We start from the raw sequence: 23,499 nt of genomic DNA on the forward strand, positions 1-23,499 counted from the left end.
GGCGCGCGTCTTCATGACTCGAATCGGATTCCTAACTGGTTGAGATCGGCACGCTGCGGCTGCGAGCCGGTGCATCCGGACACGCATCGGGCATGCCGGCATCCGCATCGAGCGCGGGCTCGCTGGCCGCGACGCGCCGCTTGACGGCGACGAAGCTGTCGGGACTCACCGAGATCGAGTCGATGCCGCACTCGACGAGGAAAGCCGCGAACTCGGGGTGGTGCGCGGGCGCCTCGCCGCACAAGCCGACCTTGGCCCCGGCGCGATGCGCCTCGGCGATGACCCGGCGCACCATCCATTTGACGGCTTCGCTCTGCTCGTCGAACAGGCCGGCGAGCTGCGCCGAGTCGCGGTCCACGCCCAGCGTGAGCTGCGTGAGATCGTTGCTGCCGATCGAAAACCCGTCGAAGCGCTGTGCGAACTCGCGCGCAAGCACCACGTTGGAGGGAATCTCGCACATCACATAGATTTCCAGACCATGGCGCCCGCGTTCGAGGCCGTTCTCGCGCATGACCGCGAGCACGCGGTCGGCCTCCTCCGGCGTGCGGCAGAACGGAATCATGACGACGACATTGGTGAAGCCCATTTCATCGCGCAGGCGCCGGATCGCACGGCATTCGAGCGCGAAGCCTTCGCGGTAGAGCGGCGAGTAATAGCGCGACGCGCCGCGAAAGCCGAGCATCGGGTTGGCTTCCTTCGGCTCGAACTTTGCGCCGCCCACGAGGTTCGCGTATTCGTTGGTCTTGAAGTCGCTCATGCGCACGATTACGGGACGGGGATACTGCGCGGCCGCGATACGCCCGAGCGCGCGAGAGAGATGCTCGACGAAGTACTCGGTGCGGTCGTCGTAACCCACGGTCAGATCGCGGATGGTGCGCTTCGCCTCCCCGTCCTTCAGCTCGTCGAAATGGACGAGCGCCATCGGGTGAACGCGGATCTGGTTGCTGATCACGAACTCCATTCTCGCCAGCCCTACTCCATCGGCCGGAATGCGCCACCAGCGAAACGCCGCCGCCGGATTCGCGAGATTGAGCATGATGCCCGTGCGCGTGTGCGGCATGTTCGAAAAGTCGATCTCTTCAGCGTGAAACTCGGCAATGCCCTCGTACACCATGCCTTCCTCGCCCTGCGCGCAACTGACCGTGACCGCCTGGCGGTTACGCAGCACGCGCGTGGCGTTGCCCGTTCCGACGATCGCCGGCAGGCCGAGTTCGCGGCTCACGATCGCCGCGTGCGAGGTGCGGCCGCCGTGATCGGTGACGATCGCGGAAGCGCGCCGCATGATCGGCACCCAGTCCGGGTCGGTGGTCTGCGCGACCAGCACCGCGCCGTCCACGAAGCGCGCCATGTCGCGGGGCTGCTCGATCACGCAGACCTGACCCGCGCCGATCGCCTCCCCGACACTCACGCCCGAGAGCAGCTTCGGCCCCGTCTTGCCGATGCGCCAGGTCTTCAGCGCGCCGGCGTCGCGGCGCGACTGCACGGTTTCCGGTCGCGCCTGAACGATGAACAGTTCACCCGTGGCGCCGTCCTTCGCCCACTCCATGTCCATCGGGCAGCCGTAGTGCGCTTCGATGAGACACGCCCAGCGCGACAGATGCAGGATCTCGTCATCGCGCAGCACCCAGGCCATGCGTTCGGCGCGCGAGGTCCGCACGTTCTTCGTCGGCTGTGTCCGGCTGCGCGTGCGGATCATCTTGACCGCCTTCGCGCCGCGCGTCTTGCTGACGATGGGCGTGAGCGACGCCTCCTTCAGCAACGGCTTGAAGACTTCGTACTCGTCGGGGTCGACGGCGCCCTGCACCACGTTCTCCCCCAGGCCCCATGCCGCGTTGATCAGCACGATACGGTCGAACCCGGTTTCGGTATCGATCGAAAACATCACGCCAGCACCGCCCAGATCAGCGCGCACCATCTGCTGCACGCCCACCGACACGGCGACCTTGAGCGTGTCGAAACCCTTGGCCTGGCGGTAGCTGATTGCGCGGTCGGTATAGAGCGATGCGTAGCAACGCCTGCACGCGTCGAGCACGGCGGCGGCGCCGCTGATGTTCAGAAACGTTTCGAACTGCCCCGCGAAACTCGCCTCGGGCAGGTCTTCGGCCGTTGCGCTCGAACGCACGGCCACGCTCAGCGTCTCGTTGCCGGTCTGCCGGCAAAGGTCCGCGTAGGCGCTGCGGATGCCATCGGCGATGGCGGCAGGCCATTCGCCGCGCAAGATCGCTGAACGGATCAGTGCGCCCGTTTGCTCGAGCGTGCTGCGTTGGGCCGCGAGATCGTCCAGCGCGGCGGCGATCGGCGCGTCGAGGCCGTTCGCTTCGATGAAGTCGCGATACGCCTGCGCCGTGGTGGCGAAGCCGGGCGGCACCTTGACGCCGTGGGGCGCGAGGTTGGCGATCAGTTCGCCGAGCGACGCGTTCTTGCCGCCCACGCGCGCGAGATCGGCGCGCGTGACCTGCGCGAGCGAGACGACGGCCGAGGAAGCGTTTTCCATGGAATGCTCCGCTCATGAAGTGCGTTCAATGATTCCGGCTGGCCGCACTCAGGCGGGCTCGCCACGCACGAGCAGCACCGGACAATCCGCGTTGCGCACGAATTCCTCCGCCACGCTGCCAATGATGGCCCGCCTCACGCCGCGCCGGCCATGCGTGCCGAGCACGACGAGTTGCGCACCGAAGCGCGATGCGCAGCCTTGCAGACAGTGCGCAACGCTTTGGGTGATGCCTGCCACTTCGAGCAGTTCCGTCTCGCACTTCACGCCCGCGGCCTGCGCTTCGGAGCGCGCCGCCTTCAGGCGTTCCTTGGCCTCTTCGCGATACGACGCGAGCAAATCCGCGGGAACGTAGGTGAGCCCCATGCCGAACGGCGCCACGACGTCGATTACATGCGCAACACAGAGCTGGCCGCCCGTCAGCCGCGCAATGCGCAACGCCTCGGCGAGCGCCAGTTTCGAGGTCTCGCTCCCATCGAACGCAATCAGAATCTTCTCGTACATGCCCTGCCTCCTGACTCGCGGGCCATCCCGCGCCGCATTGCCCTGCCTGACGCACATCATCCGATCGGATGGCGTCTTCCCATTGACTTGCATCAAATGAAAACCGGCTTGACTTGCATCAGACGCAGCGCCGCGGGGAGCGGGATGCTCTTGCCGTGGCATTACCGGCCGCTCAAGCAAGGAGAGATCCATGAAAACCGCCTGCCGCCTTACGCTGATCGCCGTTCTGATCGCGGCAACGAGTCTCGACGCCAGCGTAGGTTCGGCGCAGACCGTCGCGACGCCAACGGAGAACGCCGCGACGCGGACCGTCCGTAACGGTGTCGCCTACATCACCGGCGGCGTGGGCAGCGACGAAGTCGCGGCGATGCGCAGCGTCGCCAGCCAGTACAGCCTGCGCATGACTTTCCTCACCCAGGGAGGCCAGTTCCTTTCTGACGTGGCTGTCGAGATCGTCGGGCCCTCCGGCGCTTCGGTCCTCAATACGAGCACGCTCGGACCGTTCCTTTACGTCTCCTTGCCCATGGGCAGGTACCAGGTCGCGGCGTATGCGGCGGGAACGAAGCAGACCCGCGTCGTGCACGTGAATGCGCGTCAAGGCACGAACGTCGAGTTCGTTTTCCCCGCGGCCGCGCATCAAGCCATGCCTTTGCGCGCCACCTCGCGATAGCGCCGCCAGCTACGCATGCCAAACGGCGCACGTTTCACGCGGCGACCGCCGCATCACTCCACGATCAGATCGTCCACCACGGCGCGCACGCCCGGTGCCGCCCACGCCGCGCCTCGCGCCACGGAGCGTTCCGCAACGGAGTGGACCTTGCCCGAGAGCCGGACCGTCCCCTCGTTCACGGTGACCTGAATATGCCGGGCCTCGCGGTCCGCATGTCGCCGCATGGCTTCGAGAATGTCCTTGCTGATCTTTTCCGGCGCCATCGTATTGCGGATGTCGATGTGATCCGTCACGTCCGCGACGCCGCGCAACTGCGCAATGGCGCGCACGGCGGTTTGACTCTGCCACGGCCATTCGACCGTGCCCCTGAGCACCACGTGGCCGTGCTCGACCTGCACCTGCACCGCGTCCTCGCTCAGCCCGGCTGTCCAGCGCAAAACGGAACGCGCGATGTGCGCGATGTCCTCGTCGGTGCGAACGTCCTCGCCGGGCAGGCGCACCTCCAGCTCGACCACCAGTGCGCGCACGCCGCCCACGCGGCGCGTGGCCTGTTCGGCGGCCATCTTCTCGGCAAGGCTCGCGAGATGTCCCGCAAGCGTCACCACGCCGTCTCTCACCTCGACGCCAATTCGCGAAGCGGTCACCGCCGGTTCCCACTCCAGTTCGGCTTCCACATCGTGCTTGAGCTGCAAATCGGTCTTCATCGTCGTCTCCGTCGAATCGGTCCCTGGTGGACCATCGAGACGAGCCTGGCACGGGCTGCATCGCGCCGGCTGATCTGCATCAACTACGCGGCGTCGGGCTCCGTTCCGTCCCGCAGTGCTCGCATCTGCTCGCATCGCAATTCGACATCAGCCGTTTTCCTTCACGGTGTCGGAGTTTTCCGACATGCAAAGCAGAGATCGGACATCAATCTCAGCCGGGGCTGATTGTTACCGCGTGCGTCAAAACCAATACTTCAGGCGTGGCGAAAGCGAAGGTGTCAGATGTTCAGCGGCGAGCAAATGCATATCCGGGACGCTGTCCCGGCCAGGTCAGGAGCCGCTGCTGGTTCTGGAGCGAGTCATGAGCCAGCACGCACAAGCCGGTAGTGCAGATGTCGTGTGTACACGCGATGTGTCAGTCGGCGCCCACCTCGCCACGCAGCGGCCCGGTTATCGGCATCACGGCATCTACGTCGGGAACGGCCGCGTCATTCACTACGCCGGCCTTTCGCGCGGCCTTGGCAGCGGCCCGGTCGAGGTCGTCTCCATCGAGCTTTTTGCTGCGGGCTTCGGCTTCGAGGTCGTTCAGCACCCGCACGCGCGGTACGCGGGACTCGAGGTCGCTCGCCGCGCGGCATCGCGGCTCGGCGAGAAAAACTACCGGTTGCTCACCAACAATTGCGAACATCTCTGCCTGTGGTGCGTGCTTGGACACGGGAAAAGCGAACAGGTGGATGCCTGCATGCGCAATCCTGCTCTCGCCGCACGAGTGCTGCTTACGTTGATGGTTTGCAAGCTGATGCGTGACGGTTTGCTGGCGTCTTTCGGCAAGACGATGAACATCCCGGTCCCGGTCCTGGGCTGCTGATGCCGCCGCCGACCGCGCCATGGTGAATGAGATGCATCAAACGCGACTGTCCGGAAATTTCCCTCTGGCTCGCGCGATGGCACCGCCACAAGACGGTGCTCGACGGGCTGGTCCCATGCAAGCTGGCAGCGCAGTCGAGTCTCCGCACACTGTTCCGGATGCGCTCGAACAACGATAGTCCGGAAAGCTCGGTCTATCGCCGATATCTGGCCTATCGAGCCATGACTGTCACGACTACATGCAGGATGAACGATGGACCAAAGCACGGATGCCCTTCGCGGTCCTCGATTCGCCAGATTGAGGCAACCGTGCAGTTTTCATTTGGCGCAGCGAAGTCGACCGACAGACGTATGGGTTGCCCCGGTTGCGTGTCGGGAATTGCAATTTCCCTGTGCAGACTCGACAGGTGCGCATCCAGAACGACCTCTAGCCCGGTATTGTTTCGGGTCCGCCGCGCCATCACGTACTCACCATCGACACGCACGAGGCGACGACCCAGCCACGGGCGTGTACCGAGGTTCTGTATCTCCCATACCTTTTGAAACACCTCTCCCGGCAGGACTACCGTTTGATCTGGCGTCGTGACATCGGCATTGAAGACGGCAACATCTTCCGGGTCGTGAAGGCCTACCGCCCTGTTCGTAGGCGCCACGGGTGCTCCCGTTGCTGGCGCTCCACTGAGATCAGCGTAGTAGCGGAACAGCAGCAATGGCGATACCTGTATCGCCCTGGCCAGTTTCACCAACGTCCGTACTGAGGGGTCTTGAGCGATTCCGCCTGAAAGCCCGTACAGATACGTTCTCGACAAACCCGCCTCCCTGGCAATCGCCGTCATCGATTTACCAAGTTCGCGGCCACGACGTGCGATCAACGCTCGCAGCGTCTCTTTCCTCACTTGCATTCGCTTTCCCCATCGGCCTGCAGGTGGCTACGCGATCGTACACCAGGAAGGACAGTTTGATCGTCGCTACAAACCGCAAAGTCCCGAGAATACGGCTAATGGCGACCACCACGGCCAGGGGCGTCAATCACAGAGCATGCTCGCTCGTTAGATGGGTGAGCAACAAAATTACTGAGAGCACGGTTGGCCGCAATGCAAACCAACGTGAACTGGAGACAGTGATGTCCGATATTCAAAGCTGCGCTGAAGCAATTGCCCGAACGGGATCTGGAATCATCCCGATGACCATGGCGATGATGGAGAGTTACGCATCGCTGATCGACGGCTTCCCAGCGATACCCGAAGAAACGAAGCGGAGTTATCGCTTCGATGACGAGACCGACGGATTTCTCCCATTCGGATCGGAATATGCTCATGCCGACACGAAGCCTGTGCGGTTGCTTGAAAACGAACTCGCCGTTCTATCCGGCTCACTACTCACTCAACTGTCCGATTGCGCGATTCCTGCGACCTACCACGCAGTCCTGAATCCCGGTCGGCCCCGCCAGCGCAGCTCGCTCATTTACTTCGCGAACCCAGATGGAGCAGAAGAGCTCATCGGATTTTGCAGGAAAAAGCGTGTCGACCTGTCCAGGTCGATGAATGTTCACCACACCCGATTCGGCAACCGGCCCATCGCTCCTCGAACATATCCGGCACTACCGGGCGTGCAATGATCACTCCCGTTACGCCGCAGTTCTTCGACGGGTTCTTGTTGGGGATAGTACTGTTTTCCGCCCCTGGCCCAAAAGATGCCCTGGTCCTACGCCAAGGGGCCAGTGGCGGCTCTCTATGGGGTGTAGTCGCCATCTGCGTTATCGCCGATGCCGTACTCATCGCAATCGGCGCGGCCGGCGTCGGGGTTCTGCTCGACAGCCACCCTCGGGTCGTATCAGCGATGCTGCTCGCCGGGGCCGCATACCTGGTCTGGTTTGGCGGACAGCGCATGCTGGCCTGCATCAGAAACACGTCCACGCCCAACGGAGTTGACGGCGCTCCCAATATCCACCGAAGCCTGTTGAATACCACGCTCATGCTCAGTTTTGCCAACCCCTACGCATGGTTGGATACCATCGTCCTCATTGGCTCGACAGGAGCGGCAACGCCAGTCGCAGCGCGCCCATCCTTTTTCATCGGCACGATGTCGGCATCATGTATCTGGTTCATGATCCTCGCCACGGGTGCCCGGAAACTCACAGGCGTCTTCAAATATCCGAAGGTCTGGCGCTGGCTCGACGCCGCTATCGCGCTATTGATGGCATACCTCACAGCAGGGTTGCTGCGGGATGCGATACGGTCGTTTTAGAGTCAAGGCAAAGGTATTGGCCAAGCCATATTCGGTGTCGTACTGGATGAAGCCCTGGGCACCGTTACCGCCCTCGCGGCGCTGCGCAGCCGGAAGGCGCGTCGGGCACATCAGGCCGGAAAGCCATCGGCCGCGTTCGGCGACTTCTGGTGACTGTCCGGCGCGAAGGCAATGCCATCCTGCCGGCACATGCGGCGCACCGCGCGCCGCGCGGTAATCAGGCCCGACGGCAAACCTCCGCCGGGCATGACCCACTGGCCGACCATCAGGAATCGCTGCAAGCCCGGCAGCGTGAGCGGCAACGGCCTTAAGCCCGTCTGAGGCGTGAGCAACCACCCTTCCATGCTGCCGTGCCAATTGCGTGTGCAGCGAACCACGGTGGCGGGCGTCGCAACATCGACCACTTCTATCGCATCGCCCACGCCGGGTATGCACGCGTTGAATATCCCGATCACGCCGTTCGCCACGCGTTGCTTTTCCGCTTCGTATTCCTGCGGATCGCGTTCGCTCAAATGCGACCAGTACTCCACATTGCGCGTCGGCAGCGTGCACGTTACGGCGGTTTTGCCAGGAGGCGCGAACGTCGGATCGTAGTTGAACAACCGGAAGGCAATCTGATTCAGCGCCGTTTGCGGATCGACCGTGAACGGCTTTTCGAGCAGACGGGTCATGTATCCGCACTGCTGCGAAAAAACGCGCGCCACGCCAAGGCTCACCTGCAGGAACGAGGGGAAAGGCTTGTACGTGCGATAGACGTGCGCCATGCGCTCGCCGACATACCGCCCGTCGAGCAGATCGTAAATGGTCGTGTGTCCGTCGGCGGCCGAGACGACCCAATCGGCTTCGATGCGCTCGCCGTCGCCGAGTTGCACGCCCACTGTCCTGTCGTTTTCCACGAGAACGCGCTCGACGCTCGCGCCTGTGCGCAACACGCCGCCAAGGTGCTGCAGGTTCTGCGCAATCGCGCCGATCACCGCCTGCGAGCCGCCAATCGGATAGCCCGCGTTGCGGTTGCTGACCCACGCGAGCGCGAAGACGAGCGCGAGCACTGCGAGCTGCGCATTTTCTCCTTCGCCAAAGAAGCCTCGCAGCAACGGGTCGTTGAAACGCTTGCCATAAGCTTCGGAGGTGATATGCGAGAGGTTTTGCAGAAGCGGCATGTGGGGAAGCAATTGCAGCCCTGTCCTGATGCGCTCTCGCCAGGCACTGCTCAACGATGGCAGCGGACATTGACTCAGGCTGCGCACGGCATGCACGAACTGCCGGATCTGCGCATCGTCCTGCGGCGCGTGCCGTAACAGCTCCGCTTCGAGCCTTTCGAGATCAGGGTAGATAGAGAGTCGCGCGCCGTGTTCGCCTTCTACGCGCATCCATTCTTCCGGATAGACGAATTGCAGGCGGTCGATGTCGAACACTTCGCGCCATAACGCGTGCATGGGGTCGCGCGGATTCGAGCCCAGCAGCCAGTGCAGACAAGCCTCGAAGGTATAGGCGCCGCGCCGCCAGCTGGTGGCGAGTCCGCCGGGACGTTCGTGCTGTTCGAGCACGGTGACGGCATACCCGCACTTGCGCGCATAGACCGCGGCGCACAGGCCGGCGATACCGGCGCCAACGATGATCACTTTGGGGGCGATGGGATTCATGTCTGTGACTCCGGCATGCAGGCCGCTGAATCAGGTACCAGGAACAGGCTGATCGTTAGCGTCGTTCCTCGTCTTTCGAAGGTTGCCGACGCGGCTGCGCCGGTTCGTCACCAGGCGGCGCCGGCTCCCGCGTACAGGCGTCCGGGGGCGTGGAATAAGGGATGTCGTCGCAGCAACACGCGTACACCGGAAACCCGTATGCGTTCGTACCGACGATGGTCGTTGGCCCGTGCAGCGGGCACACGGCAGGATCGCCTATCACGCTTGTCCTCCTGATTTCGCCGGCGTGCCGAGAGACGCTACTTGCCTTGCAGCAGATCCATGAATGGCGGGAAGGTAAGCATCAAGCTTAACGCCAGCAGGACCGACGAGACCAGAATGACCCATCCGAGCGCCACCGATTTCGTGCCCCACTGACGCGAGAGCGCGAACCACGATAGCAGCCACACGACGATGGCGCTCGTCGTGACGCCTGAAAGCGCGCCCGTCGGCTTGTAGAACGTGAAGAACCTGGCAGCCGCCGGAAATGCATCGCCGGCGAGCGCGAACAGGCCGACGGCAAAGCATCCAATGCCCGCCGCAAGAATCGCGGCGGCCGCCGGTCCATTGGCAATCGTCTCCGCGCTACCGGACTGTTCCGCGTGTTTTGCCCCGGCCGTCTTTTCAGGAGCGAGCGATTCGCGAACCAGTCCCGTGTCTGCGGTCGAGGGCGAGCTGTTGCGGGTCTCAGGGGCGTTCATCTTCACTCTCCCGTCATGAGGTGGATCGCGGTGCCGCCGCGCACGGGCGCGTATTTGTTCAGGAAGGCGCCGAACGCCCCCGCTACGCCTGTCGCGATGAAAGCAACGACCGTAAATGCAAGGACAGCGTGGCGGATCTGCCGCAGCCTGGCGAGAGCGGGACCGTATTTCCCGAATACATACGCCACCATCGTGATGGAGATCGGGGCGAGCCACGCCACATGCTCCTTCCATTCCATTCCGAGGCTGTGCCAGCCGGACGTGTCGCGACTCGACATCAGAAGGCTCTTTGGGTAGCTCGACAGGTCGGCCAGGCCTGCCGGCGGCACCGCCCGATACCACGGGTAAACAATGTATGCGCCCGAGAAGACAGCCGCCCAGGCGAGCACCACCATTGCGACCAGGTACACCATCAGCAGCCTGTGCTCCCTCGGCGACGGCACCGACGGGCCACCCGGCGCAGTCATGCGGTAAAGCTCGGCAATCGCGCCGGAAAACGCGAGCATGAAAAGCGCCCCGAAGCCCATGCCGTGCAGGACGGTCATCAGGTCGCGAAATGAAATTTCCATGATGGGTCTCCAGTCTGACCGCGTTTCTGCGTCTTTTCTTGTTCGAAATGCTGCGCTCAGACGCTCTATCACGTTTGACCTGAGTCAAGACTGGGGAGATCAAATACCAGGCAATGCGGGGCTGTCGCCCGACCGGCGCACAGTTCGCCGCACCGGTTTTCAGCGGAAACGCAACCAGGAATGCGCGCTAAGCGCATAGATAAGATTGGGCGCGTCTTGCAGGCTCGGGCCCGGAGACAACTGTCACCTTCCTGTTGTCAAGACTCCGGCGTCGTCCGGGTCCGCGTGCGTGTTCTCATTGCTTTCCACGCGTTCGATCTGCACTTGCATCGACCGTGCGTCTGTCAAACCCAAGGCCTTCGCCGCGGCATAGGAGAGATCGATAATGCGTTTTTTGACGTAGGGGCCGCGATCGTTGATGCGCACGACAACCGATTTTCCGGTTGCCAACGACCTGACGCGCACATGGCTGCCGAGCGGTAACGTTCGATGGGCAGCAGTGAGTGCCCCGGCGTCGAAGCGTTCTCCGCTTGCGGTCAGTCGGCCCTCGAACTTCTCCGCATACCATGACGCCTCGCCCGACTGCACGATCTCGCGCCGCATATGACAGGAATCAGCCTGACACGCAGCATGCCTCGGCGCAATCTGTCCGCAAGCGGTGAATAATGCGCAGATTCCCAGGACGCCCATGTGGCGGAATGATAGCGCCATGGATTCACATGCCAGTCGGTGAGAGAGGATTAACTTCCGAAAGAGGCGGCGCATTTCGCGTGCCCGGATACTCGATCCAGGCGATTCTTCCAGGCTTCGCGCAATCGCCCGTGCGATGGGCACGGGCACGCCGCAAGTACGTGAAATAACTATTTATCAGCGGCCAAAAGGCAGCGCTGACGCCACTGAAATCTCGCGGACCGTTGCAACACGTTTTCGCAAAAGCAGGCGAACCACCTTCCCTTAGTCATCCTCATGATGTTCGTGAGACGCCATTCGATCGAATCTCCTGTCCCCCATGAGTCCGTCGAGATACACATGAAAATGCGATTCGTGAGGCGAGACGACCGCGTCCGCAATCAATAGCGCGCAAGCTGGCTGCCGTTGACCTGTACACGATCGCCCGGGCGCAGGTCGCCCGGCGTCGGCACGTTGAACGCTCGCGTCGAGCCGTCGCTCATGCGCACGTCGATCTGGAATCCCGTGGGCTGACCCATCTGCTGGCCAATCTGGTTGCCTGCGTAGGCTCCGCCGAGCGCACCGATGACGGTCGCTGCATCGCGACCGTGTCCCCCTCCAACCTGATTACCGAGGACGCCGCCAACCAGCGCGCCGACCACGGTGCCGGCAATCCCCGAAGCACCCGTGGCGCTACTCAGGGCGTGGATGCCCGCGATCGTGCCGTACTGCGTGCCGTACTGCGTGCCATATTGATTGCCGTGTTGCGAGTTGTATTGCGAACCGTACTGGCCGATGTTTTGCGTGTCACGCGGCGGCTGCGGCGCGGGGGGCGCCTCGTAGACGGGTTGCCCAACGGTGCCCGGTTGTGCGTACACGGGCTGGCTGGGCGCGGGCGCAGCATACTGGCTCTGGTAGCCTTGCTGCGCGCCGTACGGCGCGTATCCCGTAGCAACGCATGCGGACAACGAAAGACTGGCCGCAGCGACAAGCGCGGCGATGAGGGCGGACCGGGTAGAAAGGATGGGCATCACGGTGGAGTTGGCTTTGCCGTTGCGCCGGGCACGGCGAATTAAACGAGAGGAAGGCAGTTGCGCGGCAGTATACGGAATGCTCGCCCGCTCGTCCGCTGCGCGACGGTAACAACATGTAAAGTCCGTTGCGGGGTTAACGGCGAGCGCCGGCCTCTCCGGATCGCGACGATCTTTTGGCGCGCGCCCCGCTCCCCCGAAGGAATCTATATCGAATCCGTTATACATCACATAACGGATCATATTTTCGGCTTCAATATTGACTCACGACCATCTTCGCTGGCGCGACGCAGCCGGCCGTCTGCCCAATGGCGTCGCATCCTTACCTTCCCGTCTTCGGAGATTCAATGAGAACAACATTCGCGCGCGCGGCGATCCGCTCACTGCGCCCTGCGGTCACGCTTTTGGCGGCGCTTGGCACCTGTGTCGCGCTGAGCCCCACGGCCCTAGCAGCGGTGCCGATGGGCGTCGCGTTCGTCTACCTCGGCAACCCCGGCGACGCTGGCTGGACCTACGCGCACGAACAGGGCGTGAAAGCGATCGAAGCGAAGTTCGGCGACAAAATCAAGGTCACGCGCGTCGAGAACGTACCCGAATCCGCCGACTCGGAGCGCGTGTTTCGCGATCTCGCGAACAAGGGCAACAAGATCATCGTGGGCTCGAGTTTCGGGTTTCAGGATTTCGAACTGAAGACCGCAAAAGATTATCCCGATGTCGTTTTCGAGCACGCAACCGGATACAAGAAGGCCGCGAACTTTGCGACCTATGACGTGCGCACGTACCAGAGCGCGTATCTGGCCGGGCTAGTCGGCGGATATACGACGAAGACGAATACGCTCGGCTTCGTCGCCTCGGTGCCGGTGCCGGAAGTGGTGCGCAACATCAATGCCTTCACAATGGGTGCGCGTTCGGTCAATCCGAATGCGAAAGTGAAGGTCGTCTGGATCAATAGCTGGTTCGACCCGGGCAAGGAGAAACAGGCCGCCGAAACGCTGATCGGCCAGGGCGCCGACGTGCTGATCCAGAACACCGATTCGACGGCCACGATGCAGACCGCCGAGCAGAAGAAAGTGCACGCGTTCGGCTGGGACTCGGACATGAAGAAGTTCGGCCCGAACGCGCAACTGGGCGCATGCGTGAGCTATTGGGGCGTCTACTACTCGCACCTGGTCGAGCAGGTGCAATCGGGCAAGTGGACCAACGCGCCGACGTGGTGGGGGCTCAAGGAAAAAGCAATTGACCTCGCCGACATCAACACGGCGGCCGTATCGCCAACCGCGCAAAAGGCGTTGGTGCAAAAGCGCGACGACATCATCGCCGGCAAATTCGATCCGTTCGCGGGGCCGATCAAGGACCAGAGCGGCGCGATCAAGGTGGCGGCCGGCACGTCGCTGCCCGATGCCGAATTGCTGCGACTGAACTGGTTCGTGCAGGGCGTGGAGGGCACGTTGCCGAAGTAACCCGGCGGACATTAGGCAACGCGAACCGGCGCGGTACGCTTCACCGCGCCGATAACGCGCTAGCGCTGCGGCACGCCCTCGCGCCACTCGCCCCAATGGGTGATGATGTCCTGGACGAGCGGATTGCCCGCGAGGAACAGATTGGCGATCGCGATCGTGAAGCCGCCCTGCGATGCGTAGTTGAGCAAATTATCTGCGCTCGATTGCTCCGCATACGGCCGGTCGAAGTCCGAGCCGGCACGCAGCACCGCGACGCGCTTCAGATCGACCCGATGTGCGGTCGCCGCGCGCGTGAGCGCCTCGAAGGTCGCGTTGTCTTCCTGCTGCGTCGTGCAATACGTGCCCTTGCCGTCGGTCAGGATCTTCGTCCACTGTCGCGCTCGCTCGCCGAGCTCTGTGCCCGACCACCAGGTATCGCCCGCCAGCGTATCGCACTGGATCACCGTGGGCGGGCGGTTCGCGGGCGCGTAGTTGTATTTGGCCCGGGCAGCCTGCGCCTGTGCGTTATCGGTCAGCGTCACGCTGCGCGACAGCGCGAATGCCGCCTTCGAGAGCGCCGGGTTGAGCTGGAATACTTCAGTGCGATAGTCGAGCGGCGGCTTCTGCGTCGGGTCTGTCGTGTTGATGCCGAGATAGCCGGTTTTCCAGACCGACGGGATTTCGCGTCCGTCGATCTCCCACTGAATGCCGAAGTCGACGAGCCAGTTCGCCCAGGCAGCGGAACCGACCGTCCCCTGAAGCGGATCGATACCGGCGATGCCCGCCACCATGAAGTACGTGCGACGCAAATCGAAACGCGGTGAGAACGTGAGCGCCATGATCGACGCGGCGGCGTTCGCGTGCCCCATGCCCGTCGTCATCACGCAGACGTCGTGGCGATTGCAGTGCACGGCCGGGTAGTCAGGGGACAGGCCCGCGACGGTGATGTCCTGCCATGGTCCGAGATTATCGAGCCATACTTGCCCTTCCGGGCCGAACATCGAAATGATCATCACCTTGACCGGACGCCCATGCGGGCCGCCATCATCCTGCGCAAAACCGTCGTCGGCATGCGCGATGGCCGGGACAACGGCCGCGCCGGCCACTAACAACGATGAAATCACTGCAGCAAAAGCACGATTTAGCATAAGGGGCCCCACCTTTCAGGTAAGAACTGCGGTTGCGCAACGTGAATCGCGTGCCGTTTTGTCGACTGATGTCGCGGTTTTTTTTCGGCGTGCAGCGTGGGACCTGGGCGTGAACCGTTCAGGCAACAGTGAGTATAGGCAGCAAAAAAAATGTGTGGCGGCAAGCAGAAGCAATTCGATGCGGACCTTCTTCGCATCGACGATCAGAACATCTCCCACTCTTCGTTGGACGACCTTGCCGCCGTTGCGGGGACAGGAGCGGCAGCACCGATGGCCGGCTTCGCAACTGGCTTTGGCACGCGGGTCGTCACCCGTGCTGCCGGGCTCGCCGCGGGCGCGCGCTTGCGGCCGCTGGGCATCGCCGCGCGCGAGGTCGCAGTGCCGGAATCGGAGAGCCTGAACACGGCGACGGCAGTGGTCAGATTCGTCGCCTGCTCTTCGAGTGAATGGGCGGCCGCCGCAGCCTCCTCGACGAGCGCGGCGTTTTGCTGGGTCACGTCGTCCATTTGCATGACGGCCTGATTGACCTGCTCGATGCCGCGGCTCTGCTCCGCGGAGGCGACCGCGATTTCTCCCACGATGTCCGATACCTGCTTGATAGCGTGCTTGACCTCGCCCATCGTCGCGCCAACGTCGCCCGCCTGTTGCGCACCGTGCCTGATCATCGCCACCGACGAACCGATCAGTTCCTTGATTTCCTTTGCCGCCGCCGCGGAACGCTGTGCCAGGCTGCGAACTTCACTGGCGACCACCGCGAAGCCCCGACCCTGCTCACCCGCACGCGCCGCCTCCACAGCGGCATTGAGCGCGAGGATGTTGGTCTGGAACGCAATGCCCTCGATCACACCGGTGATCTCCGAAATCTTCGTCGAACTGCCGCTGATTTGCTCGATCGTGCCGACCATCCCTTGCACGGCCTCGTTGCCCGCATCGGCCATATCGGTGGCCCGGGTTGCCAGCATATTGGCCTCGCGGGCGTTATCGGCGTTCTGCTTCACGGTTTCGGTCAGCTCGGTCATGCTCGATGCGGTTTGTTCGAGCGATGCCGCCTGTTCTTCGGTGCGGGCCGACAGGTCAGTGTTGCCGGCAGCGATTTGCCTCGCCGCCACGGTGACCGACTCGGCGCTCGACTTGATGCCCCGCACCGTATGGCTCAACTGCACGTCCATTTTGTTCAGCGCTTCGAGCAATTGGCCGAATTCGTCTCGCGTGCGCACCGTGATCCGGTTTTCGAGCTGGCCGGCGGCGATCTGGTTTGCGACACCCACCGCTTCGCCGAGCGGTCCCGTGATTGCACGGGACAAATAGAACATGGCCGCCATGGCGCCCGCCATGCCCATGCCGATCAATGCAATGGAAACCCATTGAATCGTGCCGAAGGTGGCTTCGCTGTCGTCGACAGACTGCTTCGCCTGGCGACGATTTTCGGCGATGTCGTCGGCGAGCGATTGGCTGGTCGCATTGGTCGTTTCGCCATACTTGTCAACGAGCGCGGAGACGGCGTCATAGTTGCCGGATTCGAGTTGCGCCACCTGCTCGTCCACGCCTGCTTTGAATTGCGGCAACAAGGTCTTGATGCGCTCTGCGATTTCACGCTCCTTGCCGCTGGAAACGCGACCCGGATAGTAGTCGCTCCAGGTCTTGTCGAGGCGCGCCTGAGCTGCGTGAATCTTTTCGATGTTGACTTTCGTCTGGGCCGCGTCGTGAAGAGACTGGGCGCGGCGAACCAGCAGGCGGATTTCGAACTGCCTCGCTTGCAGGTCGGTCAGATCGAGTATCGGAAGCAGGTTCCCTTCATAGGATGCGTTGACATTCGAATTCAACCGCGAGAGACCGAACTGCCCAAAGGCACCGATCGCGACGATGAGCGCCAGACATAAACCGAATGCGAGAACGATCTTGAACCGGATGCTTTGTGTGAACGTGTGCATGCTGCTTTCCTGATGGTCTGCGTGGCTCGCGGTCATGCGGGACGCAGAGGTGGATTTTCGCGTAGTCGGTGCGCGTGAGCGGGTTTACGGTATGTCGCCGCCACGACTGAAACGCAGCGGGGTCAGGTTTTCCTGAATCTTGGGTAAGGAGCCACTGGATTTAGCCGCGTTGCATCGCGCGAAGTCGCGCCGGCACGAGGCAAGGGCAGTACTTCGCCCGTCGATGGCGTGACGCATCGATACCGCGCACCGATCTGGTGAATTCCGTCCCACAACGAGCGAAAACTTGCGCGGTGCTTTTCCAGGCTTCAGCCTCACAGGCTTGGCGCACCGGCACTGGCGCGGTCCTTGCTTCGAGCACGGCACGCTCGCAGTCGACACCCGTTCGCGCGCGAATCACTCTTCGGAAATCCCAGGATGGAAAACCAGTTCAATTCAGTTCGACGTCGTCGTTGGCTCGCTGCGCTGCTGGCCGCGCCCGCGCTCACCTTGTTCGCAACGCAAGCCGCCAACGCCGATGCACTCGATGCCATCGCCAAGCGCGGTACGCTGCGTGTGGCCGTGCCCGAGGACTATCCGCCGTTCGGCGCCATGGGCCCCGACATGCAGCCGCAGGGCTATGACATCGACATGGCGGCGCTGCTCGCGAAATCGATGAAGGTCAAACTGCAACTCGTGCCAGTGAACAGCGCGAACCGGATTCCCTACCTGCAGACCGACAAGGTCGACCTCGTGATCTCCTCGCTCGGCAAGACACCGGACCGCGAAAAGGTCATCGATTTTTCGCAGGCCTATGCCCCCTACTTCCAGGGCGTCTTCGGACCGGCCGACGTCAAGGTCGCCGGACCGGCGGATCTCGGCGGCAAGACCGTCGGCGCCACGCGCGGCGCGCTCGAGGAAATCGCGCTCACGAACATGGCGCCCAACGCCACCATCCGCCGCTTCGACGACAACAACGCCACCATCCAGGCCTTTCTCTCCGGCCAGGTGCAGTTGATCGCGGCGGGCAATATCGTCGCCGCGGCCATCCTCGCGAAGCATCCGCCGCGCGAACCGCAGATGAAGTTCGTCATCAAGGATTCGCCTTGCTTCGTAGGCCTTAACAAAAACGAGCCGCAGCTGCTCGCCAGGGTCAACACCGCCATTGAACAGGCGAAGAAGGACGGCTCGCTCCAGGCGATGTCGAAGAAATGGTTTGGTCAGCCATTGCCCGCCAATCTTTGACGCCCTTGCCGCCGCGCGCGGCAGGCGCTTTCACCTCTGCGCAACACGGATTCCTTTATGACCTATCAGCTTCAGTTCGGCGACCTCGCCGCTTACGCCGGCATGTTCGCGAGCGGCGCGGCTGTCACGCTTGCGCTCACGGCGGCCTCGACGCTGCTCGGCATCGGCCTCGGCATTGCGGGCGCCGCGATCCACCAGAGCCGCCGCGCGGCGGCGCGCACGGCAGTGCATGCCTACGTGGAGGCCATTCGCAACACGCCGTTTCTCGTTCAACTTTTTTTCGTGTTTTTCGGGCTGCCGGCACTTGGCGTGCACATCGGCGAATACACGGCGGCCGTGCTCGCCATGACGCTGAACCTCGGCGCCTATTCCATCGAGATTCTGCGCGCGGGCATCGATGCGGTGCCGCGCGGACATCGCGAGGCCGCCGCGGCACTCGCGATGTCGCGCCGCGAGACCTTTGTGCACGTACTGCTTCCGCAAGCGTTCGCGAAGGTATTTCCCGCGCTCGCAAGCCAGATCGTCATCACGATGCTCGGCTCGGCCGTGGTCTCGCAGATTTCGGTCGCGGATCTCACCTATGCGGCAAGTTACGTGCAGTCGCGCAATTTCCGCGCGTTCGAAACGTATTTCCTCATCGCCGGCGTTTATCTCGCGATGGCGCTCCTGTTGCGCGCCGCACTCACTGTGGCCGGACGACGCCTGTTCATGCGCAACGTGCGGGGCGCGCGATGATCGAATTCTCGTTCGCGCAGATCGTCGAGGGTCTGCTCCTGGCCGCGCGCTGGACCGTCCTGCTGTCACTCGTTTCATTCATCACCGGCGGCGTGGTCGGTTTGCTGCTGCTCGTGATGCGCGTATCGCAATCACGTGTGCTGCGCTCGCTCGTGCGCCTTTACATCGAAGTGTTTCAGGGCACACCGTTGCTGCTGCAGCTTTTTATCGTGTACTTCGGACTGCCGCTGCTGGGCATCGACGTCTCGCCGTGGATGGCGGCCACGCTGGGCCTCACGTTCTTTACCAGCGCCTATCTCGCCGAGATCTGGCGCGGCTGTGTGGAGGCGGTGCCAAAGGGACAATGGGAAGCGTCGGCCAGTCTCGCCATGAACTATTTCGAACAATTGCGCCACGTGATCCTGCCGCAAGCCGCGCGCATCGCCATTGCTCCCACCGTGGGTTTCGGCGTTCAGGCCATCAAGGACACCGCGCTCGTGTCGATCATCGGCTTCGCCGAACTCACCAAGGCCGGCACACAAATTTCGAACGCGACGTTTCGCCCGTTTCTGGTCTATGGACTCGTCGCGCTAATCTATTTCGCCTTGTGCTATCCGCTTACGCGGTACGCGCGGGCGCTGCAAAGGAAATGGCATGCCGCTCGTTAAGACCGAAGGCGTCGAAAAGCAGTTCGGCGCGCACCCTGTACTGAAAGGAATCGACCTCACAGTCGAACGCGGCCAGGTCGTCAGCATCATCGGGCGCAGCGGGTCCGGCAAAAGCACGTTGCTAAGGGCGCTGAACGGGCTCGAAAGCATCGACGCGGGCTCGATCGAAATCGACGGCGCACACGTCGATGCACGGCACGCGGACCTGCGCGCCCTGCGACTCAAGGTCGGCATGGTCTTTCAGCAATACAACCTGTTTCCGCATCTCACAGCCGGTGAGAACGTGATGCTGGCGCAAACGGTCGTCAAGAAGACGTCGCGCAAGGAGGCGCGCGCCATCGCGCAGCAGATGCTGGAACGGGTGGGCCTCGCCGGCAAATTCGATGCGTATCCCGATCAACTCTCGGGCGGACAGCAGCAGCGCGTCGCCATTGCGCGCGCGCTCGCCATGAAGCCGAGCGTGCTGCTCTGCGACGAAATCACGTCCGCCCTCGACCCCGAACTGGTCGGCGAGGTGCTGGGCGTCGTGGAAAGTCTCGCGCGCGAGGACATGACGCTCATCATGGTCACCCACGAAATGCGCTTCGCGCGCGCGGTCAGCGACAACGTGGTGTTCATGCACGAAGGCCGCGTATGGGAAAGCGGACCACCCGAGGAAATTTTCGGCCGCCCTTCTACGTTGGAATTACGACGCTTTGTCCAGTGACCCGGAATCGGCATTGCAATTGCATGCTCCTCATGGACTGGGCACGGTGACTCTCCCGACGCAGCTAATGATCGTGTGCAAGGGCTTCGAGACGAGCGTAGCCCGCGTCTTTCGCGGCGCGCTCCGTGGAGAAGGGTTCTTCGGCTACGAGCGAGCGCCGCACTTCGCGCGCATCGAAGTCGACGAGCGTGATGACCCATACCCAACCGCCGATCTGTTCGGCCGTCTGCACGAATGCGCGCACGTTGCCTTTGTCCTTGGTGTTCATTTGACCTCCTCGATGGAAAAGACGGCAAGCGTCGACCGTGCCGCACCGGACCGCGTGGGGTACGGCCCCGGTCGTGTCGCGCCCCGCGCGACATTTCATTTTAGGCAATGAGAGGGGCGAACCAGGCTGCCTGTGCCGCCTGGTGATGAATGCGGCACGACACGCGTTCGCACCCGTTTCCTGCACTAGAATGAGTTATTGCCAGCGTCGCGGACAATCTCTCCTGCCAGCGTGACGTGCGGGCTTCTCGTTAGAGGAATACCATGCCGACCTACCAGTACAGGTGCGAGAAGTGCGGCGAGACGTTCGAACATGCGGAGCATCTTGCCGAACATCAAACCGCTCATCCGACTTGCCCGAAGTGCGGAAGCGACAAGGTTCAGCACACACCCACGCCATTTGTCGCGAAAACGTCCAGAAAATCCTGAAAATCGATCTGGACGAAAGAGAACAAGATTCGGCCTCGGTGCGAACCGGGTCGTGGACGGTCAACTTCGGGGTCGTCGGAAATCGACTCGTACAAGCCACAATGCGGTCAAGCGCTTTCGCTTGCGTGCTCGTCGTCCGGCGGCGCCGCTGCGGTAATTTAATCAGGATTCCTTCAGATAACGCGTGAAAAGCGCATGCGTACGTTGCGCGGCTTGCCGGGCGCATCCAGCCTGGCCCTCCCAACGAAGCCGATGCATCAGGCGCAGTTGAAGTGCAATTCGAGAGTTGCAGTCCGCTTCAGGCGATCCACGTCCGCCCGGCGGCGCGCCACCTCAGCAAGCGGCAATGTGCGGAATCATCGCGGCCTGCCCGCGTAGCACGCCGGCATCGTCGATCAACTGCCATACGGTCGCGCGTTCGATCCAGAAGCGCTGCCCCGTCTTCGTGATGCGAATGCCGCGATAGTCTTTCACGAAGCCTTCACGTGTCACGGCATCGAGAAACGCCTGCCGCTCGCCGCGCTCAGGCGCCTGCGCGGAAAGGCGCGAAGGCAGCGCCGTTAGCTCTTCCCAGGTGTAGCCGAAGATCGCTTGCGCGCGGCAGTTTCCATACATGAACACGGGATCGGCTTGCGTGCCGTGCGCGAGCAGCCCGAACGGCGCGCTTTCATAAAGCCACGCCGCGCCTTGTGCATCGCTCATGCCTTCGGGCACGAGCGCTTCGCCAAGCAATCGGCGATAACTGTTCGCGATGTGGCGAAAGAGTTCGGTATCCATGCTGGGTGACATCGAGTGGGGTCCTGGAAACGAGGTTTTGCGCGGCCTGCGATTTTACCAACCACAAGCCGCTGGGCGCACCGCGGTTCGAGCTCGTGGAACCGGAAAAGAGCGCGCTGCCAACCGCAAGTGCCCAGTCGCGACGTGCGTGCGCAGCGAATCGGCATGCGGGAATCCGTATGAGGAAAGGCGCCGTGAGCGCCCGGACTCAAGAAGCGCGGACTCGCGCCGTAATAAGGAGGTCGGCGCGCCCAGCGCCATCGTATGTAGCATTCGATCCTTTCTATGAAGCTCAGCCGCAAGATTCCCCTCGCCTTCGCCGCGTCCCTCACCCTGATGTCAGCGGGAGCGTTCTATGGCATCCACACGCTCAATAACGCAATCGAGACTTACCGCGTCACCGTGCAGGACGCCGCTGCAAACGAGCGGATGGTCTCGGCGACGCTCGTCGAATTCAAGCTGCAGGTGCAGGAATGGAAAGACACGCTCCTGCGCGGCAAGGATCCGCAAAAGCTCGATCGTTACTGGAGCGCGTTTCAAAAGCGCGAACGCACGGTGGACGATCTTGCCGCCGCGCTCGAAAAGAAGCTGCCGGAGGGAGATGCGCGCGCGCTCGTCCAGCAGTTCGCGGCCGCACACACGGCGATGGGGCTGGGTTATCGCAAGGGCTTCGAGGCGTTCAAGGCGGCAGGCGCCGATCCCGTTGCCGGCGACAACCAGGTCGCCGGTGTCGACCGCGCGCCGGCCCAACTGCTCGACCGCGCAGCCCGCGAGATCGCCGCCACCAACGCCCAAGTGGCCGCAGAGGCCGGCGTGCAGGCAGAGCGCGCGACGATCGTGAGCGGCGTGCTCATGGTGGTCGCGTTCCTGCTCGCGCTGACGGGTGGCGTGCTGTTCAGCCGCACGGTCACACGCCCGCTGGGCCGGGCGGTGGGTTTCGCGCGCGAAGTGGCCAACGGCGATCTGTCCACGGACCTCCATGCGCACGGCGACGACGAAACGGCCGAACTGCTCACCGCGCTGTCGAAGATGCAGGCGAGCCTCGCGCACGTAGTGAGTGACGTGCGAGCCAACGCAGAAGGCGTGGCGGCGGCGAGCGCGCAGATCGCCGCCGGCAATCAGAACCTCTCCTCGCGCACGGAAGAGCAGGCTGCGTCGCTCGAGGAAACGGCCGCGAGCATGGAGGAACTCACGTCGATCGTCCGCACGAACGCGGAGAACGCCCAGCATGCGAGTTCACTTGCGGGCACGGCGGCGCAGACCGCTGCGCGCGGCGGCACGGTCATGCGCGACGTTGTCGGCACGATGCAGACCATCGCGGAAAGCTCGAACAAGGTTGGCGAGATCATCGGATTGATCGATGGCATCGCGTTTCAAACCAATATTCTTGCGCTCAACGCTGCCGTCGAAGCGGCGCGCGCGGGGGAACAAGGCCGCGGTTTTGCCGTCGTCGCGGGCGAGGTCCGCACGCTCGCGCAACGCAGTGCGAGTGCGGCGCGCGAGATCAAGACGCTCATCGAACAATCGAAGCAGCGCGTCGAAACCGGGTCGTCGCAGGTGGCCGACGCTCGCCGCATCATCGACGAGATCGTCGATGCGGTTCATCGGGTTTCCGGTACCGTCAATGACATTTCATCGGCCTCGAACGAGCAGTCGACGGGCATCGAACAGGTGAACGTGGCAGTGACGCAAATGGACGACGTCACGCAGAAGAACGCAGCGCTCGTGGAGGAAGCCACGGCAGCGGCGCATGCGCTGGCCATGCAGGCGCGCTCGCTTCGCGAGGCAGTGGCCGCATTCCGGCTACGAGACGCAGCCCTGGTCTGAACGCTTCTCCGAGTCCCTTTCTGGACGGTTGGCGCGATAGCGTGCTGCACGGTACGTTCGCGCCCTTTGCCCGATGCCATCGATGGGACGTTACGCCGCACGAATTCATGCAGTGATTACTTGATACCGAATCTTACGAAATGTAAACTAGTCGTAAGTTTCGGATTCAGGAAAACACCTTCCGCAGCCACCTTCAACCCGTAGCTGAATCCGAAGACAAGTTAGTTATCCTTT

The 23,499-nt window shown here is 62.8% G+C and carries 24 protein-coding genes; 11 read left to right on the forward strand and 13 right to left on the reverse strand.

Annotated features, from left to right (window positions below):
- Window positions 1-31: 31 nt before the first annotated feature.
- Both ppsA and VSR34_RS10400 read right to left on the reverse strand, forming a co-directional pair.
- Entirely contained in the window at window positions 32-2,494 is a 2,463-nt protein-coding gene (gene ppsA / locus VSR34_RS10395) for a phosphoenolpyruvate synthase (RefSeq protein ID WP_342962454.1), read from the reverse strand.
- 48 nt (window positions 2,495-2,542) lie between these two features.
- Entirely contained in the window at window positions 2,543-2,995 is a 453-nt protein-coding gene (locus VSR34_RS10400; protein ID WP_028212990.1) for a universal stress protein, read from the reverse strand.
- Between the two features lie 190 nt (window positions 2,996-3,185).
- Here VSR34_RS10400 and VSR34_RS10405 point away from each other — a divergent pair, with 190 nt between their 5' ends.
- Window positions 3,186-3,665 (forward strand): hypothetical protein, encoded by a 480-nt coding sequence (locus VSR34_RS10405; RefSeq protein ID WP_042288546.1) that lies wholly within the window; start codon window positions 3,186-3,188, stop codon window positions 3,663-3,665.
- A 53-nt stretch (window positions 3,666-3,718) separates the two neighbouring features.
- Here the strand turns inward: VSR34_RS10405 and VSR34_RS10410 are convergent, their stop codons facing one another.
- Window positions 3,719-4,369: a BON domain-containing protein gene (locus VSR34_RS10410; RefSeq protein WP_028212989.1), complete on the reverse strand. Its 651-nt coding sequence runs from the start codon at window positions 4,367-4,369 to the stop codon at window positions 3,719-3,721.
- A 361-nt stretch (window positions 4,370-4,730) separates the two neighbouring features.
- Between VSR34_RS10410 and VSR34_RS10415 the strand changes: the two genes are divergently transcribed.
- Window positions 4,731-5,237, forward strand: coding sequence for a lecithin retinol acyltransferase family protein (locus VSR34_RS10415; protein WP_042288548.1), 507 nt, complete (start codon window positions 4,731-4,733; stop codon window positions 5,235-5,237).
- Between the two features lie 211 nt (window positions 5,238-5,448).
- Here VSR34_RS10415 and VSR34_RS10420 read toward each other — a convergent pair whose 3' ends face one another.
- A complete protein-coding gene (locus VSR34_RS10420) occupies window positions 5,449-6,138 on the reverse strand; it encodes an NBR1-Ig-like domain-containing protein (protein ID WP_028230269.1) in 690 nt (229 codons plus the stop codon).
- A gap of 221 nt (window positions 6,139-6,359) precedes the next feature.
- Between VSR34_RS10420 and VSR34_RS10425 the strand changes: the two genes are divergently transcribed.
- Together VSR34_RS10425 and VSR34_RS10430 are read left to right on the forward strand one after the other, a co-directional pair.
- Window positions 6,360-6,854, forward strand: coding sequence for a hypothetical protein (locus tag VSR34_RS10425; RefSeq protein WP_342962455.1), 495 nt, complete (start codon window positions 6,360-6,362; stop codon window positions 6,852-6,854).
- Complete coding sequence (locus tag VSR34_RS10430) at window positions 6,851-7,483, forward strand: LysE family transporter (protein WP_342962456.1); 633 nt, start codon at window positions 6,851-6,853, stop codon at window positions 7,481-7,483. Before VSR34_RS10425 ends, VSR34_RS10430 begins: the two co-directional genes overlap by 4 nt.
- A 110-nt stretch (window positions 7,484-7,593) precedes the next feature.
- On the opposite strand, the gene VSR34_RS10435 is transcribed toward VSR34_RS10430, so the two are convergent.
- The 5 genes from VSR34_RS10435 to VSR34_RS10455 form a co-directional block, all read right to left on the reverse strand.
- The gene (locus VSR34_RS10435; RefSeq protein WP_342962457.1) at window positions 7,594-9,126 is read right to left on the reverse strand and encodes an NAD(P)/FAD-dependent oxidoreductase; all 1,533 of its coding nucleotides are present in this window, start codon (window positions 9,124-9,126) and stop codon (window positions 7,594-7,596) included.
- A gap of 299 nt (window positions 9,127-9,425) precedes the next feature.
- On the reverse strand, window positions 9,426-9,866 hold the full coding sequence (locus VSR34_RS10440) for a hypothetical protein (RefSeq protein ID WP_028212984.1): 441 nt from the start codon (window positions 9,864-9,866) through the stop codon (window positions 9,426-9,428).
- Between the two features lie 2 nt (window positions 9,867-9,868).
- Window positions 9,869-10,435, reverse strand: coding sequence for a hypothetical protein (locus VSR34_RS10445; RefSeq protein ID WP_036019651.1), 567 nt, complete (start codon window positions 10,433-10,435; stop codon window positions 9,869-9,871).
- 243 nt (window positions 10,436-10,678) lie between these two features.
- Window positions 10,679-11,038 (reverse strand): septal ring lytic transglycosylase RlpA family protein, encoded by a 360-nt coding sequence (locus VSR34_RS10450; protein ID WP_042288551.1) that lies wholly within the window; start codon window positions 11,036-11,038, stop codon window positions 10,679-10,681.
- Window positions 11,039-11,505: 467 nt separating this feature from the next.
- Entirely contained in the window at window positions 11,506-12,138 is a 633-nt protein-coding gene (locus VSR34_RS10455; RefSeq protein WP_028230264.1) for a glycine zipper 2TM domain-containing protein, read from the reverse strand.
- A 344-nt stretch (window positions 12,139-12,482) separates the two neighbouring features.
- Between VSR34_RS10455 and VSR34_RS10460 the strand changes: the two genes are divergently transcribed.
- Window positions 12,483-13,595 carry a BMP family ABC transporter substrate-binding protein gene (locus VSR34_RS10460; protein WP_028230263.1) on the forward strand — a complete coding sequence of 371 codons (1,113 nt, stop codon included), beginning with the start codon at window positions 12,483-12,485 and terminating at the stop codon, window positions 13,593-13,595.
- Between the two features lie 59 nt (window positions 13,596-13,654).
- Here VSR34_RS10460 and VSR34_RS10465 read toward each other — a convergent pair whose 3' ends face one another.
- Window positions 13,655-14,722 (reverse strand): purine nucleoside permease, encoded by a 1,068-nt coding sequence (locus VSR34_RS10465; protein ID WP_028230262.1) that lies wholly within the window; start codon window positions 14,720-14,722, stop codon window positions 13,655-13,657.
- A gap of 203 nt (window positions 14,723-14,925) precedes the next feature.
- Window positions 14,926-16,653 carry a methyl-accepting chemotaxis protein gene (locus tag VSR34_RS10470; protein WP_342962458.1) on the reverse strand — a complete coding sequence of 576 codons (1,728 nt, stop codon included), beginning with the start codon at window positions 16,651-16,653 and terminating at the stop codon, window positions 14,926-14,928.
- A gap of 417 nt (window positions 16,654-17,070) precedes the next feature.
- Here VSR34_RS10470 and VSR34_RS10475 point away from each other — a divergent pair, with 417 nt between their 5' ends.
- From VSR34_RS10475 to VSR34_RS10490, 4 genes are read left to right on the forward strand one after another with little or no spacing between them, the layout of a single operon-like run.
- The gene (locus VSR34_RS10475; RefSeq protein WP_342962459.1) at window positions 17,071-17,877 is read left to right on the forward strand and encodes a transporter substrate-binding domain-containing protein; all 807 of its coding nucleotides are present in this window, start codon (window positions 17,071-17,073) and stop codon (window positions 17,875-17,877) included.
- 57 nt (window positions 17,878-17,934) lie between these two features.
- Window positions 17,935-18,612 carry an amino acid ABC transporter permease gene (locus VSR34_RS10480; RefSeq protein WP_028212976.1) on the forward strand — a complete coding sequence of 226 codons (678 nt, stop codon included), beginning with the start codon at window positions 17,935-17,937 and terminating at the stop codon, window positions 18,610-18,612.
- Complete coding sequence (locus VSR34_RS10485) at window positions 18,609-19,259, forward strand: amino acid ABC transporter permease (RefSeq protein ID WP_028212975.1); 651 nt, start codon at window positions 18,609-18,611, stop codon at window positions 19,257-19,259. Before VSR34_RS10480 ends, VSR34_RS10485 begins: the two co-directional genes overlap by 4 nt.
- Window positions 19,246-19,965, forward strand: a complete 720-nt coding sequence (locus VSR34_RS10490) for an amino acid ABC transporter ATP-binding protein (protein WP_028212974.1) — start codon at window positions 19,246-19,248, stop codon at window positions 19,963-19,965. The genes VSR34_RS10485 and VSR34_RS10490 overlap by 14 nt, the downstream gene beginning before the upstream one ends.
- A 64-nt stretch (window positions 19,966-20,029) precedes the next feature.
- Here VSR34_RS10490 and VSR34_RS10495 read toward each other — a convergent pair whose 3' ends face one another.
- Window positions 20,030-20,233: a hypothetical protein gene (locus tag VSR34_RS10495; RefSeq protein ID WP_028212973.1), complete on the reverse strand. Its 204-nt coding sequence runs from the start codon at window positions 20,231-20,233 to the stop codon at window positions 20,030-20,032.
- 263 nt (window positions 20,234-20,496) lie between these two features.
- Between VSR34_RS10495 and VSR34_RS10500 the strand changes: the two genes are divergently transcribed.
- Window positions 20,497-20,661 (forward strand): zinc ribbon domain-containing protein, encoded by a 165-nt coding sequence (locus VSR34_RS10500; protein WP_028212972.1) that lies wholly within the window; start codon window positions 20,497-20,499, stop codon window positions 20,659-20,661.
- Between the two features lie 333 nt (window positions 20,662-20,994).
- Here VSR34_RS10500 and VSR34_RS10505 read toward each other — a convergent pair whose 3' ends face one another.
- Window positions 20,995-21,450, reverse strand: a complete 456-nt coding sequence (locus VSR34_RS10505) for an MEKHLA domain-containing protein (RefSeq protein WP_028230259.1) — start codon at window positions 21,448-21,450, stop codon at window positions 20,995-20,997.
- Between the two features lie 273 nt (window positions 21,451-21,723).
- On the opposite strand from VSR34_RS10505, the gene VSR34_RS10510 reads away from it, so the two are divergent.
- Entirely contained in the window at window positions 21,724-23,265 is a 1,542-nt protein-coding gene (locus VSR34_RS10510) for a methyl-accepting chemotaxis protein (protein ID WP_342962460.1), read from the forward strand.
- Window positions 23,266-23,499 lie beyond the last annotated feature (234 nt).

The organism is Paraburkholderia sp. JHI2823 (assembly GCF_038900695.1).
Lineage (GTDB): Bacteria > Pseudomonadota > Gammaproteobacteria > Burkholderiales > Burkholderiaceae > Paraburkholderia > Paraburkholderia mimosarum.

Bases quoted from the DNA above. Each gene is read 5' to 3' on its own strand.
- ppsA (WP_342962454.1), bottom strand. From the start codon at position 2,494: ATGGAAAACGCTTCCTCGGCCGTCGTCTCGCTCGCGCAGGTCACGCGC.
- VSR34_RS10400 (WP_028212990.1), bottom strand. From the start codon at position 2,995: ATGTACGAGAAGATTCTGATTGCGTTCGATGGGAGCGAGACCTCGAAA.
- VSR34_RS10405 (WP_042288546.1), top strand. From the start codon at position 3,186: ATGAAAACCGCCTGCCGCCTTACGCTGATCGCCGTTCTGATCGCGGCA.
- VSR34_RS10410 (WP_028212989.1), bottom strand. From the start codon at position 4,369: ATGAAGACCGATTTGCAGCTCAAGCACGATGTGGAAGCCGAACTGGAG.
- VSR34_RS10415 (WP_042288548.1), top strand. From the start codon at position 4,731: ATGAGCCAGCACGCACAAGCCGGTAGTGCAGATGTCGTGTGTACACGC.
- VSR34_RS10420 (WP_028230269.1), bottom strand. From the start codon at position 6,138: ATGCAAGTGAGGAAAGAGACGCTGCGAGCGTTGATCGCACGTCGTGGC.
- VSR34_RS10425 (WP_342962455.1), top strand. From the start codon at position 6,360: ATGTCCGATATTCAAAGCTGCGCTGAAGCAATTGCCCGAACGGGATCT.
- VSR34_RS10430 (WP_342962456.1), top strand. From the start codon at position 6,851: ATGATCACTCCCGTTACGCCGCAGTTCTTCGACGGGTTCTTGTTGGGG.
- VSR34_RS10435 (WP_342962457.1), bottom strand. From the start codon at position 9,126: ATGAATCCCATCGCCCCCAAAGTGATCATCGTTGGCGCCGGTATCGCC.
- VSR34_RS10440 (WP_028212984.1), bottom strand. From the start codon at position 9,866: ATGAACGCCCCTGAGACCCGCAACAGCTCGCCCTCGACCGCAGACACG.
- VSR34_RS10445 (WP_036019651.1), bottom strand. From the start codon at position 10,435: ATGGAAATTTCATTTCGCGACCTGATGACCGTCCTGCACGGCATGGGC.
- VSR34_RS10450 (WP_042288551.1), bottom strand. From the start codon at position 11,038: ATGCGGCGCGAGATCGTGCAGTCGGGCGAGGCGTCATGGTATGCGGAG.
- VSR34_RS10460 (WP_028230263.1), top strand. From the start codon at position 12,483: ATGAGAACAACATTCGCGCGCGCGGCGATCCGCTCACTGCGCCCTGCG.
- VSR34_RS10465 (WP_028230262.1), bottom strand. From the start codon at position 14,722: ATGCTAAATCGTGCTTTTGCTGCAGTGATTTCATCGTTGTTAGTGGCC.
- VSR34_RS10470 (WP_342962458.1), bottom strand. From the start codon at position 16,653: ATGCACACGTTCACACAAAGCATCCGGTTCAAGATCGTTCTCGCATTC.
- VSR34_RS10475 (WP_342962459.1), top strand. From the start codon at position 17,071: ATGGAAAACCAGTTCAATTCAGTTCGACGTCGTCGTTGGCTCGCTGCG.
- VSR34_RS10480 (WP_028212976.1), top strand. From the start codon at position 17,935: ATGACCTATCAGCTTCAGTTCGGCGACCTCGCCGCTTACGCCGGCATG.
- VSR34_RS10485 (WP_028212975.1), top strand. From the start codon at position 18,609: ATGATCGAATTCTCGTTCGCGCAGATCGTCGAGGGTCTGCTCCTGGCC.
- VSR34_RS10490 (WP_028212974.1), top strand. From the start codon at position 19,246: ATGCCGCTCGTTAAGACCGAAGGCGTCGAAAAGCAGTTCGGCGCGCAC.
- VSR34_RS10495 (WP_028212973.1), bottom strand. From the start codon at position 20,233: ATGAACACCAAGGACAAAGGCAACGTGCGCGCATTCGTGCAGACGGCC.
- VSR34_RS10500 (WP_028212972.1), top strand. From the start codon at position 20,497: ATGCCGACCTACCAGTACAGGTGCGAGAAGTGCGGCGAGACGTTCGAA.
- VSR34_RS10505 (WP_028230259.1), bottom strand. From the start codon at position 21,450: ATGTCACCCAGCATGGATACCGAACTCTTTCGCCACATCGCGAACAGT.
- VSR34_RS10510 (WP_342962460.1), top strand. From the start codon at position 21,724: ATGAAGCTCAGCCGCAAGATTCCCCTCGCCTTCGCCGCGTCCCTCACC.